This window comes from Gordonibacter massiliensis (ex Traore et al. 2017) (assembly GCF_019731765.1).
Taxonomy (GTDB): Bacteria; Actinomycetota; Coriobacteriia; order Coriobacteriales; family Eggerthellaceae; genus Gordonibacter; species Gordonibacter massiliensis.
Window position 1 is genome coordinate 33,529 of record NZ_JAASIO010000019.1, and the last position, 16,467, is coordinate 49,995.

Below are 16,467 nucleotides of genomic sequence, written 5' to 3' on the forward strand. Positions count from 1 at the left end.
CATGCTATACTAAGCGAACAAGTGTGCTGTATTGTTCTGTCATCCTGAGCGCAGGCGGTGTAGCCGCCGGAGTCGAAGGATCCCGTGCGGCGCCAGCTCGAATAGTCACGGCTGGCGCCGTGCGGGATCCTTCGACTACGCGCCTGACGGCGCTCCGCTCAGGATGACAGGAGGGAGCACTCAGGGAGCGGAAAGGAGGGCTGGCCCCATGGAGCGCACGTACGTGTGCATCGATTTGAAGAGCTTCTACGCGAGCGTCGAGTGCGTCGACCGCGGGTTGGACCCGCTGACGGCGAACCTCGTCGTGGCCGATCCCGACCGTACCGAGAAGACCATCTGCCTGGCCATCACGCCGTCCATGAAGGCGCTGGGGCTTTCCAGCCGCTGCCGCGTGTTCGAGATCCCCGCGTGCGTGGAGTACGTCATGGCCCGCCCGCGCATGCAGCGCTACATGGAGGTGTCGGCCGACATCTACTCCGTCTACCTGCGTTACGTGTCGCCCGAGGACATCCATCCCTATTCCATCGACGAATGCTTCATCGACGCCACGCCGTATCTGTCGTTGTACCAGGTGAACGCCAAGGAGTTCGCCGTCATGCTCATGGAGGCGGTGCTGGCCGAGACGGGCGTGCGCGCTACAGCGGGCATCGGGCCGAACCTGTTTCTGGCGAAGGTGGCGCTCGACATCACGGCAAAGCACGCGGACGACCATATCGGCTTCCTCGACTGTGCCGAGTTCGAGCGCACCATCCAAACCCACCGGCCCATCACCGACATCTGGAACATCGGCCCGGGCATCGCGAAGCGCTTGGCGAAGTACGGCGTGCGCGACCTGCGCGGCGTGTGCGAGATGAGCGAGGCCGTGCTGTACCGCGAGTTCGGCGTGAACGCGGAGTACCTGATCGACCACGCCCACGGCGTCGAGCCGTGCACCATCGCCGACATCCACGCCTACGAGCCGAGCGCCCATTCCCTCATGAACGGCCAGGTGCTTCCCTGCGACTACACCTACGACGAGGCGAAGGACGTGCTGAAGGAGATGGTGGACCAGCTGGTGCTCGATCTGGTGGACAAGGGCTTGGTGGCCGATTCGATATCGTTGTACGTGGGGTATGCGAAGGAGCGCGGCGCGGACGTGGGCGCGCAGGAGGAGCCCGACGCGTACTTCGACGGCGGACACGGAAGGCGCCCGGCAAGTGGCAGGCGCGGCGGCCCCCACACCGGCGGCACGCGTCGGCAGCCCGACCGCACGAACCTCTACTCCAAGCTCATGCCGCGCTTCCTCGACCTGTTCGAGGAGACTGCGCGCAAAGGCGTGCCCATACGCCGCATCAACGTGGGCTTCGGCGGCGTGATGCCCGAGGAATTCGCCACGATGGACCTGTTCACGGACGCGGCGGCCGAGGCCGAGGAGCGCAACCTGCAGAAAGCGGTGCTGGCCGTGAAGGGCAAGTTCGGCAAGAACGCGCTGTTGCGCGGCACCAGCCTGAAGGAGAAGGCCACGGCGCGCGAGCGCAACGAGCAGATCGGAGGGCACCATGCCTGAGCGCCGCCCCCGCGCCGACCGCGCGCAGCAGTTCATGCCCTTCGCCGCGCTCAAAGGCTACTACGACCTCATCCGCGAACGCGAGCGCACGGAGGAGCCGAGGCGCGAGCTGACCGATGAGCAGGCGCTCGAGCTGTCGCGGAAGCTCTCGCACGTGGAGCGCCGGAAGATGGCGAGCGTCGTCCACTACGACGGCGAGGCGTACGTCACCACGCGCGGCCTGGTGACCGACATCGACCTCGCGGGGCGCACCGTCACCGTCGTCCGCACCCGCATCGCCTTCGACGACATCGCGGAGATCGAGGTAGGTTCCCCGTTGTCGTCCTGAGCGAGCGGAGCACCCCCCCCTGTCATCCTGAGCGAAGCGAACGCAGTGAGCGTAGTCGAAGGATCCCGTGCGGCGCCAGCCGAAAGCGTCACGGCTGTCGCCGCACGGGATCCTTCGACTACGGCCTTCGGCCTCCGCTCAGGATGACAACCGGAGGGGCTCGCTCACTCGGGGTGTCGGTCGGCTTGCTTGGCCCTACAGGTACCTCCCGGTGACGCTGTCGGGGTTCGCGGCCACCTCCTCAGGGGTGCCGACGGCCACGATGCGGCCGCCGAGGGCGCCGCCGCCGGGGCCGAGGTCCACCACGTAGTCGGCGTTGGCGATGACGTCCAGGTCGTGCTCGATGACCACGACCGTCGCGCCCTGCTCCACCAGGCGGTCGAACACTTCGAGCAGCGTGCGCACGTCCAGGGGGTGCAGGCCGATGGTGGGCTCGTCGAACACGAACACGGCGTCTTCCTGCTCGCGTCCCATCTCGCTGGCCAGCTTCAGGCGCTGCGCCTCGCCGCCCGACAGCGCCGGCGTGGCCTCGCCCAGCGTGAGGTAGCCGAGCCCCAGGTCGTGGAGCGTCTGCAGGCGACCGCGCGCCTTCTTCAGGTCCGCCACGGCTTCCAGGGCCTCGTCCACGCTTCGGGCCATGAGATCGGGCAGCGAGACCATATCCACCGGATCGTCGGCGTGCGGCCGGCGGATGCGGTCGGCCTCCGGGGCGTAGCGCGAGCCGCCGCACACGGGGCAGGTGATGTCCACGTCGGGCAGGAACTGCACGTCCAGGCTGATGGAGCCCGTGCCGTCGCATTCGGGGCAGCGCAGCTTCCCCGTGTTGTAGGAGAAGTCGCCCGCCTTGAGCCCGGCCGCTTTGGCGTCGGGCGTGCGTGCGAAGGCGCGGCGCAGCTCGTCGTGGACGTCGGCGTAGGTGGCCACGGTGGAGCGCACGTTGATGCCGATGGGCGAGGCGTCGATGAGGTTCGCGCGCTCGATGCCCTCGGCCTCGATCGAGCGGACGTGGGTGGGGAGCTTGGCGCCGCTCGCATGCGCCTTGAGCGCCGGGACCAGGCTCTCCAGCACGAGCGTGGTCTTGCCCGAGCCGGACACGCCCGTCACGGCGGTCAGGCGGCCGCGCGGGATGGACGCTTCGAGCGGCTTCACCGTGTGCAGCGCGTCCGTGGCCAGCCGGATGCGGCCGAGGTCGAAGACGTGCTCCGCCGAAGCGCGCCGGCGCACGCGCACCGACTGCGTGCCGGAGAGGAAGCCGCCGATGCGCGAGGCGGGGTCAGCCTCGATCTGGGCCACGGAGCCCTGCGCGATCACGCGCCCGCCGTCCGCGCCCGCGCCGGGGCCTATCTCGACGATGTGGTCGGCGGCGGAGAGGATGCGCGTGTCGTGGTCCACCATGACGATGGAGTTGCCGTCGGCAAGCAGGTCGCGCATGACGTCCAAAAGGCCGTCCACGTTCGACGGGTGCAGGCCGATGGACGGCTCGTCCAGCACGTACAGCACGCCGGTGGTGCGGTTGCGCACGGCGCGGGCCAGCTGCACGCGCTGGCGCTCCCCGGTGGAGAGCGTGGAGCCCGCGCGGTCGAGCGCGAGGTAGTCCAGCCCCAGGTCCACGAGGCGGCGGGCCGTGTGCTGGAACGACTCGGCGATGTTCGCGGCCATCGGGCGCATCTCGGGCGCGAGGCCGCCGGGCACGGCGTCCACCCACGCGACCAGCTCTCCCAGGGTCTTCGCGGACGCCTCGGCCAGGTTGATGCCCGCCACCTGCGGCCGGCGCGCCGCCTCGGACAGGCGCGTGCCGTGGCAGACGGGGCAGGTGCCTTGCTTGAGGAAGCGGGCCACGCGCTTCAGGCCCTTCTCGTCCTTCACCTTCGCCAGCGCGTTCTCCACGGTGTAGACGGCGTTGTAGTAGGTGAAGTCCAGCTCGGCGAAGGTGTCGGTCTTCTTCGCTTGGTACAGGATGTGCTTCTTCTCGGCGGGGCCGTAGAACACGATGTCGCGCTCGGCGGGCGTCAGCTGGTCGAAGGGCACGTCGGTGCGCACGCCCATCTCGCGCGCGACCTGCTTCATGAGGTCCCACATGAGCGTGCTCCACGGCGCGACGGCCCCCTCGTCGATGGAGAGCGTCTCGTCGGGCACGAGCGAGTCCAAGTCCACGGTGCGCACGATGCCCGTGCCGTCGCACTCGGGGCAGGCGCCGCCGCTGTTGAAGGCCAGGTCCTCCGCGCCGGGGCCGAAGAACTCCACGCCGCAGACGGGGCACGTGATGGGGCGCTCGGCGGCCACGTTCAGCGTGGGCGGCACGCGGTGGCCGTTCGGGCACACGTGGCTGCCCACGCGCGAGAACAGCAGGCGCAGGCTGTTCAGCAGCTCGGTGGACGTGCCGAAGGTGCTGCGCACGCCGGGCACGGCGGGGCGCTGGTGCAGCGCGAGCGCAGCGGGCACGTGCAGCACCTCGTCCACCGCCGCGCGGCCCGCCTGCGTGAGGCGCCGCCGCGTGTAGGTGGAGAGCGCCTCCAGATAGCGGCGCGACCCTTCGGCGTACAGCACGCCCAGGGCGAGGGAGGACTTGCCCGACCCCGACACGCCCGCAATGCCCACGAGCCGGCCGAGCGGGATGTCCACGTCGATGTTCTTCAGGTTGTGCACGCGCGCCCCGCGCACCTGGATGCGGTCGGGACCGTGCAGGTTGGACGGATGCGGGTGTCGATTGGTTTCCATATTCCCATTGTAGCGCCCCGAGTGCTTCGCCGCGAGGCGAGAAAGCAGCCGCACGCGAGCCTTACGAAGAAGTAAGCGTGCCGTAAGCGATGGGCAAGTTTGCCGCAAGGGGGCCGCGCCATACTGGAATGCGTGAGAACGGGCACCGTGTCTTGGGAAAGGGGGCGCAGTGGGGTACCTATCGCAGTTTCTCGGGCGGTTCAGCGAGAGCTTCTTGGCGGCGGTGGCGCTGTGGCCCCTGGCGTCGATGGCGCTCACGCTGCCCATCTTGGCGTATTTGTACCATCGCGACGGTCGCATGCGCGCGGCTACGGCGGTGTCGGCCTACCTTGCGGTGCTGTACGTTTTGGGCCTGGGATGCTTCACGCTCTACCCGCTGCCCGAGGGTGCGTCCGGACCTGGCATCACCTACGGTATCGAGCCGCGCTTCAACCCGTTGGGCTTCTTCGACGACGTGGCTAAGGATGGGGTCAGGGCCTTGCCCGACATGGTGGCGAACGTGGTGTTCTTCGTGCCGCTGGGCTTTCTGGCGGGACGGCTTTTGCGCTGGGGGCTGGTGCCGGCGTTGGCGCTGGGGTTCTGCGCCTCGCTTCTAATAGAGACGGCGCAGCTTACCGGCCTGTTCGGCGTGTATCCTTTCGCTTATCGCATGTTCGACGTGTGCGATTTGATATGCAACACCGGGGGCGCCGCCGCAGGGTGGGGCCTCGCCGCGCTTGCCGCTCGCCTGCTGCCGCCGGGCGAGCTTGCCCGGGAGGGGCACGTTACGAACCGGCCCGGCTTCGTGCGCCGCGCCGTGGCGTTCTGGATCGATATGATGGTTGCGGGAGCGCTGCTGGTCATTATATTGCTCGCGGCGAACTTTGCCCTGATGGCTACGGGCTTGCCTGCGTGGGCCGACGACAGCGGGTGGGAGCGCGCGCTCATGGCGGCCGTGTTCGTGGCGGTGGAGGGCATCGTGCCCTGGTTTCGGCAGGGCCGCACGCTGGGCGGCGGCTTCGTGCGCATGACGTGCGAGACGCGTCCGCGCACCGGTTGGCGGCGGGCGGCCTTCTACGTCGCGCGTGTGGCGACGCTTGCCTGCGCCATCGCGTTCTCGCCGGTGGCCCTGCCGATCTTGCTCGTGTTCTACGTCGTCAAGCGCTGTATGCCCTACGACCTGATGTGAGGGGCGGCCGGCAAATGAAGGCTTCGTTCGCCGATGGACGGGATCGCGTCAACGAGTGCCAAGGCGCTTCTCTGGTCGAACCCCTTCCGTAGGGGCGATCTCCTAATCGCCCTCTTGCGTCGCGCGCGGGGTGGGTGCCGGTTGGTTTTCCGGCTTCGCCGGAGCGGGCGATCAGGAGATCGCCCCTACGGGGGTTGCCGTTGTGGAGGGGTTGCCGTTGCGGGGCGGGCCTTACGCCTTGCCCTTCACCATGGAGAGCGAGATCTTGCCGCGATCCTTGTCCACGCCGGTCACCCACACGGTGACGGTGTCGCCCACGGCAACCACCTCGCTCGGGTGCCTGACGAAGCGGTCGGCCATCTTGGACACGTGCACGAGGCCGTCCTGCTTCACGCCCACGTCCACGAACGCGCCGAAGTCCACCACGTTGCGCACGGTGCCCGTGAGCTCCATGCCCGGCGCGAGGTCGTCGAAGTCGCGTACGCCCTCGCTGAACACGACCTCCGGCGCGTCGTCGCGGGGGTCGCGGCCCGGCTTCTCCAGCTCGGCCACGATGTCGCGCAGCGTGGGCGCGCCCACGCCCAGCTCGGCGGCCAGCGCGTCCACGTCGCCGAGGCGGCTCGCGATGTTGGGGACGCCGCCGTTCGCGAGCGCCTCGGGCTTCACCTTCGCGCGCTTGAGCAACTCCTTCGCCGCGGCGTAGCTTTCGGGGTGCACGCTCGTGGCATCGAGCGGGTTCTTCCCGCCGCTGATGCGCAGGAAGCCCGCGCAGTTCTGGAAGGCCTTCGCGCCCAGCTTCGGCACCTTCTTGAGCTCCTTGCGGTCGGCGAACGCGCCGTGCTCCTCGCGGTAGGCCACGATGTTTCGGGCCACGGCGGCGCTGACGCCCGACACGTAGCCCAAGAGGCTGGGACTGGCCGTGTTGAGGTCGACGCCCACGCGGTTCACGACATTCTCCACCACGCCCGTGAGCGCGCGCTCGAGCGCCGCCTGGTTGAGGTCGTGCTGGTACTGGCCCACGCCGATGGACTGGGGCGGGATCTTCACGAGCTCCGCCAGCGGGTCCTGCAGGCGGCGGCCCAGGCTCATGGCACCGCGCGTGGTGACGTCGAGGTCGGGGTACTCCTCGCTCGCCAGCTTGGACGCCGAGTACACCGACGCGCCGGCCTCGTTCACGATGGTGTAGCGCACGGGCCGGTCCAGCTGGGGTATGAGGTCGGCCACCACCTCCTCGGTCTCGCGGCTGCCCGTGCCGTTGCCGATGACGATGACGTTGACGTCGTAGCGCCGCACGTACTCCGCCAGCCGCGCCTGCGTCTCCTTCACCTGTGAGCGCGGCGGGGTGGGGTAGACGGTGGCGTGGTCGAGCAGCTTGCCGTACTCGTCCAGCACGGCTACCTTGCAGCCCGTGCGGTAGCCGGGGTCGAGCGCGATGACGCGCGCGCCGCGCACGGGGCGCTGCTGCAGCAGGCTCTCGGTGTTCTTGGCGAACACGCGGATGGCGTCCGTCTCGGCGCGTTCGGTGAGCTCGGCGCGCAGGTCGCGCTCCACCGACGGCGCGATCAGGCGCTTGTAGCCGTCCGCGATGGCGGTCTTCAGGGGCGCGGTGAACGGGCCGGTGCCGCGCACGATGCGGCGCTCCAATTGCTCGATGGCCGCATCGGCGTCGGCGCGCACCTTCACCTTGAGCTTGCCCTCCTTCTCGCCGCGGTTGATGGCGAGCACGCGGTGGTTGGGGATGCGCGTCAGCGGCTCGGAGAAATCGTAGTACGCCTCGTAGGCGGTCTTCTCGGCGGCGTCGGCCGCCTCGACGGACAGCGCCCCGTTGCGCTTGGTGAAGGCGCGCAGGGTCGCGACGTGCTCGGCGTCGTCGGCGACGACCTCGGCCACGATGTCCTGGGCGCCCTGCAGCGCGGCCTCGGGGGTGGGGAAGCCGGCTTCCGCGTTCACGAGGTCGGCGGCCAGGGCCAGCGGGTCTTTGCTGCTGCGCCCCTGCGCGAGGATGAGCAGCGCCAGCGGCTCGAGCCCGGCGTCGCGCGCCTTCGAGGCCCGGGTGGCGCGCTTCTTCTTGTACGGCTTGTACAGGTCCTCCACGCGCTGCATGACCGTGGCGGCCTCGATCTTCGCGCGCAGGTCGGCCGTGAGCTTGCCCTGCTCCTCGATCGAGCGCAGCACCTCCTCTTTTCGGGCCTCGAGGTTGCGCAGGTAGGTCAGGCGCTCGTCCAGGTCGCGCAGCGTGGCGTCGTCCACGCCGCCCGTGGCCTCCTTGCGGTAGCGGGCGATGAAGGGGATGGTGTTCCCCTCGTCGATGAGGCCGATGACGGCCGTCACCTGCGCGGCGGTGAGGTTCAGCTCCTGGGCGATGGTTGCTTGGATGGAAGGCACGGTTGTTGCTCCTGCTCTTGGGGTTCGCGTTCGGTTCGGCATTATACGCGATGGCCGGCGCCGTTCGCTCGCGGCGCGGCGGCCGCGCCGTTCTTTTCGCCCCATGCGCACATGGCCTCCATCAGGGGGTACAGCGAGAGGCCCTTCTCGGACAGCCGATACTCCACCTTCGGCGGTATCTGGGGGTACTCGGTGCGCACGATCAGGCCGTCGGCCTCCATCTCCTTCAGCTGGCGGCTGAGCGTCTTGTCGGTGATGCGCCCGATCTTGCGTTTGAGCTCGTTGAACCGCATCGTCTCGCATTCCACGAGCCAATACATGATAACGAGGCGCCACTTCCCGCCGATCATCGACAGGGTGTAGCCGAACGGGGTGTCGGCAAGCGACGAGAGGTTGCCCGCGTAAGGCTCCATGCTCATGTTCCGCTTCCTTTCGAGAAAGTACCTATCCTGAAAGACCGTACTATCTTCGCGGTCTGTCACACAGTATAACGGGGAGAGGGCGAAAGCCGAACATCACGCGCGGAAGGAGCAGCAATGGCTATGACAAAGGTGAGGATCACCGTCTTGAAAACCACGCTGGACGAGGAGCTGGCCGCAGAATACGGCGCCCCCGGCCTGAAGGCGTGTCCGATGATGACCGCAGGGCAGGAGTTCCTTGCCGACTACGCCAAGCCGGAGGGCTTCTGCGACGAGGCGTGGAAGGCCGTGTACCAGTACGTGTTCGCGCTGGCCCACGGCGGGGGCGACGTCGCGTTCTACTTCGACGACTGGATGCGCGAGCCGGGTAAGGCGATCGTCAGCTGCAACGACGGCTTGCGCCCCGTCATCATGAAGCTGGAGGCCACCGACATCCCCGCCGAGTTGGACTACGCCCCGGTGAGGTGACGCGCGCTTGCCATCCCGAGCGAGCGGAGTGCAAAGGCGCCGCCCCTTTGTCATCCTGAGCGGAGCGAACGCAGTGAGCGCAGTCGAAGGATCCCGCGCGGCGATAGCCGTGAGCGTTCCAGCTGGCGCCGCACGGGATCCTTCGACTGCGCGCCTGGCGGCGCTCCGCTCAGGATGACAACGAGGAGCGAGCCATGCTTGTTGACTTTTGACCCCTGAGGGCGTACTTTGATTGTAGATACTCTAGTAGATACGAAACGAATGAGGTGCGGCATGGCGACGACGATAGCTCCTTGGGGGAATTCCGAAGCGGTGCGCATTCCGCGCGACGTTCTCAGAAGCGCCGGTTTGCGGCGAGGCGATCAGGTGAGCTTCGAGGTCAACCGGAGCGGCAGGATAGAGATCGTTCCCCAGAAGCGGCAGCATCGCTGCGTGGAGCCTGCGCGCGGTGTCACGTTCGATAGCCTGTTCGAGGGCTACGAAGGGGCGCGCCTCGAGAACGGCGACGCGTGGCCGAGCGACGATCTTGTCGGTGCGGAATGGGACGCGTGGGCTCGATGATGTACGAACAGGGTGATATCGTCAGCATCAACTTCGATCCCTCGACGCGTCATGAGCCTGCCGGACGTCATTACGCTATCGTGGTGAGCCCCTGGCACGTCAACCGCATGTCGGCGCTCACCGTGCTTGTTCCGGTGACTTCGACGGACAACGGGTATCCCCTCCATGTGCGTCTTGCTGACGACAACGAAATCCACGGCTATGCGCAATGCGAGGCGATCCGCGCCATGGATCTCGGCGCGCGCGAGCGGCAGGCGTCCGTGGAGCTGGTGGGTTCGGTGGATGATTCGACGTTGGCCGACATCATGGCACGCATCCTGGTCGTGCTCGGCATCGAGCCGATCTAGCGAGGCGCGGGCGTGTTCGGCTCCGCAGGCCGCGTTTGCCAGGTAACGGTTCGGTAAAAAACGAAGCGTCCGGGCGCCGTTCGCGCCCGCCCGTCGACGTCCACCGGATAAAATGCGCTGGATGACAAAGCGCTTTTGGGGACGGGGCGGTACATGAAGAAGGTGGAGCGGTTCTACACGCAACGCGTGCGCAGGTGGCGCTTTATCGACCGTTTGTCCCTCGCCCTTCCTTTGATCTTGTTCCTCGTGCTTTTGGCGGTTTGCGAGGCGACGGGGGGCCTGTGCTCGACGGCGCTTTCCCGAGGCGACTACGGAACGTTGGCGGTCGTCATCGTTACGATGCTGGCGACTTCCGCCCTGTACTCGATTCCCCTTGTGTTCGTATGGCGCGCGGTGAGCGGGTCGATACGCAAGTCCACCCTGCGCAACGCCACGTTCGACGTGACCGAGGGCATCGACTACTACCGCGAGAAGCTCACGGGCTTGTCGCCCACCGCCATCAGCCTGCTGATGGACCTGCGGATCGAGCCGCAGAAAGACGTTGCGGCGCTCGTCCTCAGGTACGCGATGGACGGCGTCGTGGCGTTCGAAGGCGACGCCGTGCGCGTGGTGACGTTCGAGCATCCTTCGCTCAAGCCGAGCGACACCCTGCTGCTGCATTTGCTGGCCGACCAGGCGGTCGATCGAGCGGGGCTCGAGCGGTGGGAGGCGCTGGCCACGCAGGAGGCGGTGGAGGAGGGCTACCTTGCGGCCCAAGGCGGCGGCGGGGCCTCGGCGCAGAAAGGCTGCTTGCGCGGGTGCCTGGGCGGATGCCTGGTTCCCTTCGCGCTGCTCATGATCTGGGGCGTGTTGGCCGGCTCCCTGCTCAACTTCGACGCGATGGACGCCTTCCTCGATGCCGCCCCCGTGACGCAGGACGCCTACGAAGAGGCGCTCTACCTGTCGTCGGACATGGCCGAGTTCGGCAACCTGGGCATGATGCTGCTGTTCGCGCTGGCGGCCATCGCGATCTTCGTCCTGCCCGTGGCGGCTTTGGTGTCGATGATCGCCTCCTCGAGCAGCACGGTGCGCGTTCGGCGCACGGAGCAAGGGCAGTTGGCGGCCGAGCAGATAGCGGGCGTCAGGAACTTCCTGCACGACTTCACCAACCTGTCGCAGGCCGACCGGGGGAGCTTGGTGGTGTGGGACGACTTCGTGGTGTACGCCGTGGTTTTGGAGGAGAACGACCGCATCGTCAAGGAAGTGCTGAGCATGCGCGGCTTCGACTACGGCGCGCTCATGCGCTCGACGTTCGGATTCGGGGGACGCTGAGGAGGTCCCCGTCCCTTTCCCTGCGATCACGACCCTCGTTACGGATTGACAAAACACGCCAATCCGTCAATCTCGCCTGACGGGCCCTCCCGGTAGGAGTATCATTGACCGGTATTTCTATCGGTGCGGGGAAGGGGTTTCGGCGGGCATGGGAAACGTTTGGCGCGTATTCAAGCGCGATGTCCTGCGCCTGCTCAAAGTGCCTCCGGCTTTGGTGGTGGTGCTCGCCCTGCTCGTGCTGCCCTCGGTGTACACCTGGTACAACGTCGTGGGTTTCTGGAACCCCTACGCCAACACGGGCAACCTGCGCGTGTGCGTGGTGAACGAGGACGAGGGCGGCTCGAGCGATCTGACCGGCGAGCTGCACGTGGGCGACATGATCGTGGACGAGCTCCATGCCAACACCCAGCTCGACTGGACGTTCACCGACCGCGACGAGGCGATGGGCGAGCTCGAATCGGGGGAGAGCTACGCCGTGTTCGTCATCCCCGAGGGCTTCACCGAGCAGCTGCTCTCCCTGACCACGGGCGATTTCACGCAGCCCGAGCTGGAGTACTACGTGAACGAGAAGGCCGGGCCCGTGGCCCCCAAGATCACCGACACGGGCGCCAGCACGCTGGACGAGACCATCAACTCCACGTTCGTGTCCACGGTGAGCGATGTGGCCGCCGACGCCATCGACCAGGCGCTCGGCGAGTCGCGCGAGGCTCTGGACGCGTCGCGCTCCCAAGCCGTCTCCAAAATAGCGGAAATCGTGCAGGCGGTGGGCGATGCGCGCAGCGCGTTCGCGGAGATATCGTCGGCAACCGACCAGGCTCAGGGCAAGGTGGGCGACGCAAAGGGGTCGCTCGACCGCGCGCGCACGGCGGTGGGGACCGCGAGCGACGCGCTCTCGACCATCTCCGACCTGACGACGCGGATGCGCGCCGAGCTGTCGGACTTCTCCGCGGCGGCCATGCCCGCCGTGAGCCAAGGGCTGGTCGCGGTCTCGCAGGCGTCGTCGAAGGCGAACGAGGCGGTGGCCGGCCTGGTGGGCTCCGCCGGCGAGGCGCAGGGGAGCATCGGCGCCACGCTGGCGCAGGCGCAGTCCGTGGTCGACGAGAGCCGGGCGCTCGCCGCGTACCTGAGGGATCTGGCGGCTTCGCAGGCCGACGAGTCGACCAAAGCGGCGATGCTGGCCGTTGCCGACAGGCTCGACCAAAACGCCGCCGACGCCCAGAAAACGCTGGAAGGCCTCGGCACGCTCAACGACCAGGCGGGCGACACCACGCAAGCCGTGTCGCAGGCGGGCGACGCGCTCAACGCCGCCGTGCAGCAAGCGGCCAGCGGCGCCGAGGCCTATTCGAACAGCCTGTTCGGCACCACGATTCCCGCCGTGAACGAGAGCCTGGCGCAGCTGGGCACGGCGTCGGCGTCGCTCGCGACCGCCGTGTCGAACCAGCGCCTGCTCATCGACCAGGCCCAGCTCGTGCTCGACCAGCTTTCCTCCACGCTGGGCGTTGCCAAGGACGCGCTCGGCCAAACCGACGGCATCCTGGGCGACCTCGAACGGAACATGGACACCGTGCGCGCGGACGTGCTGGCGCTCGGCGAGTCCGACGCCCTGATGAAGGTGTTCGGCGAGGACGGCCTCGACGCCTCCCGGTTCGCCGACTTCATGGGCTCTCCCACCGAGCTCGTCACTGAGCAGCTCTACGAGCTGAACGCCTACGGCTCGGCCATGGCCCCGCTGTTCATGAACCTGACGTTTTGGATAGGCGCCTTCATGCTGCTGGTCATCATGAAGCAGGAGGTGGACGGCGAGGGCATTCGCAACCTCACCGTCACGCAGCGCTACCTGGGCCGTTTCCTGCTGCTCGCGGCCATGGCCGTGCTGCAGGCGGTGATCTGCTGCGCCGGCGTGCTGGTGCTGGGGGTGCAGGCCGCCAACGCGGCGGCGCTGTTCTTCGCGGCCGTCGTGGCCTCGCTTTCGTACCTGAGCATCATCTACGCGCTCTCGGTCACCCTGCAGCATATCGGCAAGGGCATCTGCATCGTGCTCGTGTTCGCGCAGATCCCGGGCGCCACGGGCTTGTACCCCATAGAGATGACCTCGAGCTTCTTCCAGGCCGTCTACCCGTTCTTCCCGTTCACGTACGGCATCAGCGCCATGCGCGAGGCCATCTGCGGCTTTTACGGTTCGCACTACGCGGACGCCATCGGCACGCTCGCCCTCTTCTTCGTGCTGTCCATGGCGTTCGGCATCCTGCTGCGCCCCCTGATGGCGAACGTCAACCGCATGGTGGCCGGGCAGGTCCGGCAAAGCGGCATCTTCAACGGCGAGGACGTGGAGATACCCGCACGTCCCTACCGCTTCTCCCAGCTGTTCCGCGCGCTGTCGGACCGGGACGAGTACCGCGAGGAGCTGCAAGTGCGCTACGAGCGCTTCACGCGGTGGTACCCGCGCCTCATCCGCGGCTCCGTCGCCTTGGGCCTGGCGGTGCCCGTCGCGCTCACGGTGGTGTTCGCGCTCACGCCCACCGAGAAGGTGTGGCTGCTCACCGCGTGGCTGGTGTGGCTGGTGGCCGTGTTCGTGTTCCTGGTGGTGGTGGAGAGCCTGCGTGCCAGCTTCGAGCGGCAGATGAGGCTCGACGGCATGACCGAGGCGGGGCTGCTCGAGCTGGGCGCCTCGCGCAACGACATGGAGCGCGCGGGCGCCGACGCGGAGGCCGGTGCCCGCGCAGGCCGCGACGCGGAAGGGGGCGCCGCTCATGAGTAACGTCTGGCACCTCGTCCGCAGCGACTTCAAGCACCTGTTCTCGAACGCGATGAGCGTCATCATCGTGGTGGGGCTCGTGGTCATGCCGTCCATCTTCGCGTGGTACAACGTCATCGCGTGCTGGAACGTGTTCGACAACACGGGGAACCTCACCGTGGCCGTGGCCAACGTCGACGAAGGCTACGAGAGCGACCTGGTGCCCCTGCGCGTGAACGTGGGCGAGCAGGTGGTGTCCGCGCTGCGCGCCAACGACGAGATAGACTGGACCTTCACCACCGAGCAGGACGCCGTCGACGGCGCGAAGTCGGGCCGCTACTACGCGGCGGTGGTCATCCCCGCGAGCTTCAGCCGAGACATGCTCACCTTCTACTCCGACGACGTGCAGCACGCGAAGATCGTCTACTATTCCAACGAGAAGAAGAGCGCCATCGCCCCCAAGATCACCGACAAGGGGGCGGACTCGGTTTCGTACCAGGTGAACGAGGTGTTCGCCGAAACGCTTTCCGAGGTGGCGCTGGGGATTGCCACCTCGCTCACCACGTACGCCGACGAGTCCGGCCTGGACGGCCGCATCGCCGACGTTGCGAACCACGTGCGCAGCATGGGCGACCAGACGGAGCGGACGGCGTCGGTGCTGGGGCTGTACGCGTCGCTTGCGCGGGCGTCCCAGTCGCTCATCTGCGACTCCGCGAAGCTCGTGAGCGCGGCCCAGGGCCAGATCGACGGCATGGGGGGCGCGGCGTCGCAGGGCGCGGCGTCGGCCGGAACCATGGTCGACGCGCTCAGAGGGTCGCTCGACGACCTCTCGAACGCCATCGAGAGCAGCGGCCAGGGCTTCGGAGCCGTGTCGAGCTCCGTCGACGCGCTGTTCGACACCGCCTCGGCGGGGGCGGGGGAATGCGCGGTGCAGATGCGCAGCCAGGCCGATGTCCTCGACGGGCAGATCGTTCAGTGCAAGGCGATCGCCGGCGAGCTCGAAACACTGCGCGAGAGCGTGCCCGACGAGTACCGGCCGGCCGTCGATGCCGCGCTGTCGCGTTTGAACGCCTCCGTGGACCTCATGACCGGCATGCGCGACAATCTGCGGAACGCCGCCGACAAGCTGGAGGCGGGCAACGCCGACACGCAGGCCGAGCGTGCGGAGATCAAGCAGCTGGCGGCCCAGGCGCAGCAAAACGCCGCCGCCCTCAAAAACGAGTTCGACGCCAACCTGAAGCCGGGCTTGCAGCAGCTTGCCGACGATGCGGCCTCCCTCGCGGCCAACGTGGGCGCCGGCATGGAGAACCTGCGCTCCGCAGGCTCCGGCCTGTCCGATTCGGCCGGGTCGGCCAGCAGCCTGATGGGGGGCGCGGCGGACAAGATCGACGCGGTCATCCAGAAGCTGCACGACGCCGCCGCCGGGTTGGATGAGCTGGCCGACGGCATCAGCCAGGCGCTGGCCACCGGCGACACCGAGCTGCTGCGCCAGGTGCTGGGCTCCGATTCGCAGATGCTGGCGAAGGCGCTTGCGGCCCCGGTGGGCATCGAGCGCGTCGCCGTGTTCCCGGTCGACAACTTCGGGTCGGCCATGGCCCCGCTCTACACGACGCTCGCCCTGTTCATCGGGTCGCTGCTCATTTTAGTGGTGGTGAAGCCGACGGTTTCGGGGCGCGCGCGGGAAGAGCTGGCCGACCCGAAGCCGCACCAGCTGTTCCTCGGCCGCTTCGGCGTCATGGCCTTTTTGTCGCTTGCGCAAACCACGCTCATGGGTCTGGGCAACCTGCTGTTTTTGCAGGTGCAGGTGGCGGACCCGATGCTCTTCATGCTGTGCTTCTGGACGGCCGGCCTGGTGTTCGCCTTCCTCATCTACGCGCTGGTGGCGGCGTTCGCCAATTTGGGCAAGGCCATCGCCGTGCTGCTGCTGATCGTGCAGGTGACGGGCTGCGGCGGCTCGTTCCCGCTGCAGCTGCTGCCGCCGTTCATACAGGGGCTCAGCCCCTGGCTGCCCGCCACGCACGTGGTGAACGCCATGCGCGCCGCCATGTTCGGCGCGTACGGCAACGACTTCTGGATCGAGATGGGCTTGCTGCTGCTGTTCCTGCTTCCCGCCGCGCTCATCGGCCTCGTGCTGCGCAAGCCGCTGGCGAAGTTCATGAACTGGTACGTGGAGCAAGTGGAGTCCTCCAAGCTGGTGGGGTAGGGCCTTGGTTTGATGGGCTTTCTGCGGAGAGGGCGATCGCGCGGCTCGTTAATCGGTGAGCGGTAGGTGCGGTAATCCTGCATGAAACGCGGCCTTCGCGCCCGTTTTCTGCATGACGTCCCCAGGGGCTTCCATATTTTCCGGCGAACGGCTTATCGCCCGTTTTCGCCGAGAAAAGAAATCGCTCGAAACCTGTTTTGTGCATGTGCACAAAACGATATAATGCAGCCTTCCCAAAGGACGGGGCTCGATGGAGCGGCCCAGAGGGGAAGGCAGGCC

The 16,467-nt window shown here is 67.6% G+C and carries 12 protein-coding genes; 9 read left to right on the plus strand and 3 right to left on the minus strand.

From position 1 onward, the window contains the following. Positions 1-208: 208 nt before the first annotated feature. Positions 209-1,546, plus strand: coding sequence for a DinB/UmuC family translesion DNA polymerase (locus HCH03_RS15615; protein WP_221690233.1), 1,338 nt, complete (start codon positions 209-211; stop codon positions 1,544-1,546). After that, positions 1,539-1,874 carry a YolD-like family protein gene (locus tag HCH03_RS15620; RefSeq protein WP_221690234.1) on the plus strand — a complete coding sequence of 112 codons (336 nt, stop codon included), beginning with the start codon at positions 1,539-1,541 and terminating at the stop codon, positions 1,872-1,874. The genes HCH03_RS15615 and HCH03_RS15620 overlap by 8 nt, the downstream gene beginning before the upstream one ends. Before the next feature lie 195 nt (positions 1,875-2,069). On the opposite strand, the gene HCH03_RS15625 is transcribed toward HCH03_RS15620, so the two are convergent. Beyond that, on the minus strand, positions 2,070-4,592 hold the full coding sequence (locus tag HCH03_RS15625; RefSeq protein ID WP_221690235.1) for an excinuclease ABC subunit UvrA: 2,523 nt from the start codon (positions 4,590-4,592) through the stop codon (positions 2,070-2,072). A 169-nt stretch (positions 4,593-4,761) separates the two neighbouring features. Here HCH03_RS15625 and HCH03_RS15630 point away from each other — a divergent pair, with 169 nt between their 5' ends. Next, the gene (locus tag HCH03_RS15630) at positions 4,762-5,760 is read left to right on the plus strand and encodes a VanZ family protein (RefSeq protein WP_221690236.1); all 999 of its coding nucleotides are present in this window, start codon (positions 4,762-4,764) and stop codon (positions 5,758-5,760) included. A gap of 231 nt (positions 5,761-5,991) precedes the next feature. On the opposite strand, the gene HCH03_RS15635 is transcribed toward HCH03_RS15630, so the two are convergent. Further along, a complete protein-coding gene (locus tag HCH03_RS15635) occupies positions 5,992-8,145 on the minus strand; it encodes a Tex family protein (protein ID WP_221690237.1) in 2,154 nt (717 codons plus the stop codon). A 41-nt stretch (positions 8,146-8,186) separates the two neighbouring features. Beyond that, positions 8,187-8,564, minus strand: coding sequence for a winged helix-turn-helix transcriptional regulator (locus HCH03_RS15640; RefSeq protein ID WP_185905564.1), 378 nt, complete (start codon positions 8,562-8,564; stop codon positions 8,187-8,189). A gap of 117 nt (positions 8,565-8,681) precedes the next feature. Here HCH03_RS15640 and HCH03_RS15645 point away from each other — a divergent pair, with 117 nt between their 5' ends. The 6 genes from HCH03_RS15645 to HCH03_RS15670 all read left to right on the plus strand — a co-directional run bounded on the left by HCH03_RS15645 (position 8,682) and on the right by HCH03_RS15670 (position 16,188). Next, entirely contained in the window at positions 8,682-9,032 is a 351-nt protein-coding gene (locus HCH03_RS15645) for a TIGR04076 family protein (protein WP_221690238.1), read from the plus strand. 273 nt (positions 9,033-9,305) lie between these two features. Continuing rightward, the gene (locus HCH03_RS15650) at positions 9,306-9,593 is read left to right on the plus strand and encodes an AbrB/MazE/SpoVT family DNA-binding domain-containing protein (RefSeq protein WP_080142135.1); all 288 of its coding nucleotides are present in this window, start codon (positions 9,306-9,308) and stop codon (positions 9,591-9,593) included. Next, a complete protein-coding gene (locus tag HCH03_RS15655) occupies positions 9,590-9,940 on the plus strand; it encodes a type II toxin-antitoxin system PemK/MazF family toxin (RefSeq protein ID WP_080142136.1) in 351 nt (116 codons plus the stop codon). The genes HCH03_RS15650 and HCH03_RS15655 overlap by 4 nt, the downstream gene beginning before the upstream one ends. Positions 9,941-10,093: 153 nt before the next feature. Continuing rightward, on the plus strand, positions 10,094-11,251 hold the full coding sequence (locus HCH03_RS15660; protein ID WP_221690239.1) for a DUF2207 family protein: 1,158 nt from the start codon (positions 10,094-10,096) through the stop codon (positions 11,249-11,251). 148 nt (positions 11,252-11,399) lie between these two features. Then, positions 11,400-14,009 (plus strand): YhgE/Pip domain-containing protein, encoded by a 2,610-nt coding sequence (locus HCH03_RS15665; protein ID WP_221690240.1) that lies wholly within the window; start codon positions 11,400-11,402, stop codon positions 14,007-14,009. Further along, on the plus strand, positions 14,002-16,188 hold the full coding sequence (locus tag HCH03_RS15670) for a YhgE/Pip domain-containing protein (protein WP_221690241.1): 2,187 nt from the start codon (positions 14,002-14,004) through the stop codon (positions 16,186-16,188). Before HCH03_RS15665 ends, HCH03_RS15670 begins: the two co-directional genes overlap by 8 nt. Positions 16,189-16,467: the final 279 nt, after the last annotated feature.

What these genes read in the sequence shown, in the direction of transcription:
- HCH03_RS15640 (WP_185905564.1), bottom strand. Translation starts at nt 8,564, where the DNA reads ATGAGCATGGAGCCTTACGCGGGCAACCTCTCGTCGCTTGCCGACACC.
- HCH03_RS15625 (WP_221690235.1), bottom strand. Translation starts at nt 4,592, where the DNA reads ATGGAAACCAATCGACACCCGCATCCGTCCAACCTGCACGGTCCCGAC.
- HCH03_RS15670 (WP_221690241.1), top strand. Translation starts at nt 14,002, where the DNA reads ATGAGTAACGTCTGGCACCTCGTCCGCAGCGACTTCAAGCACCTGTTC.
- HCH03_RS15665 (WP_221690240.1), top strand. Translation starts at nt 11,400, where the DNA reads ATGGGAAACGTTTGGCGCGTATTCAAGCGCGATGTCCTGCGCCTGCTC.
- HCH03_RS15660 (WP_221690239.1), top strand. Translation starts at nt 10,094, where the DNA reads ATGAAGAAGGTGGAGCGGTTCTACACGCAACGCGTGCGCAGGTGGCGC.
- HCH03_RS15620 (WP_221690234.1), top strand. Translation starts at nt 1,539, where the DNA reads ATGCCTGAGCGCCGCCCCCGCGCCGACCGCGCGCAGCAGTTCATGCCC.
- HCH03_RS15615 (WP_221690233.1), top strand. Translation starts at nt 209, where the DNA reads ATGGAGCGCACGTACGTGTGCATCGATTTGAAGAGCTTCTACGCGAGC.
- HCH03_RS15650 (WP_080142135.1), top strand. Translation starts at nt 9,306, where the DNA reads ATGGCGACGACGATAGCTCCTTGGGGGAATTCCGAAGCGGTGCGCATT.
- HCH03_RS15655 (WP_080142136.1), top strand. Translation starts at nt 9,590, where the DNA reads ATGATGTACGAACAGGGTGATATCGTCAGCATCAACTTCGATCCCTCG.
- HCH03_RS15645 (WP_221690238.1), top strand. Translation starts at nt 8,682, where the DNA reads ATGGCTATGACAAAGGTGAGGATCACCGTCTTGAAAACCACGCTGGAC.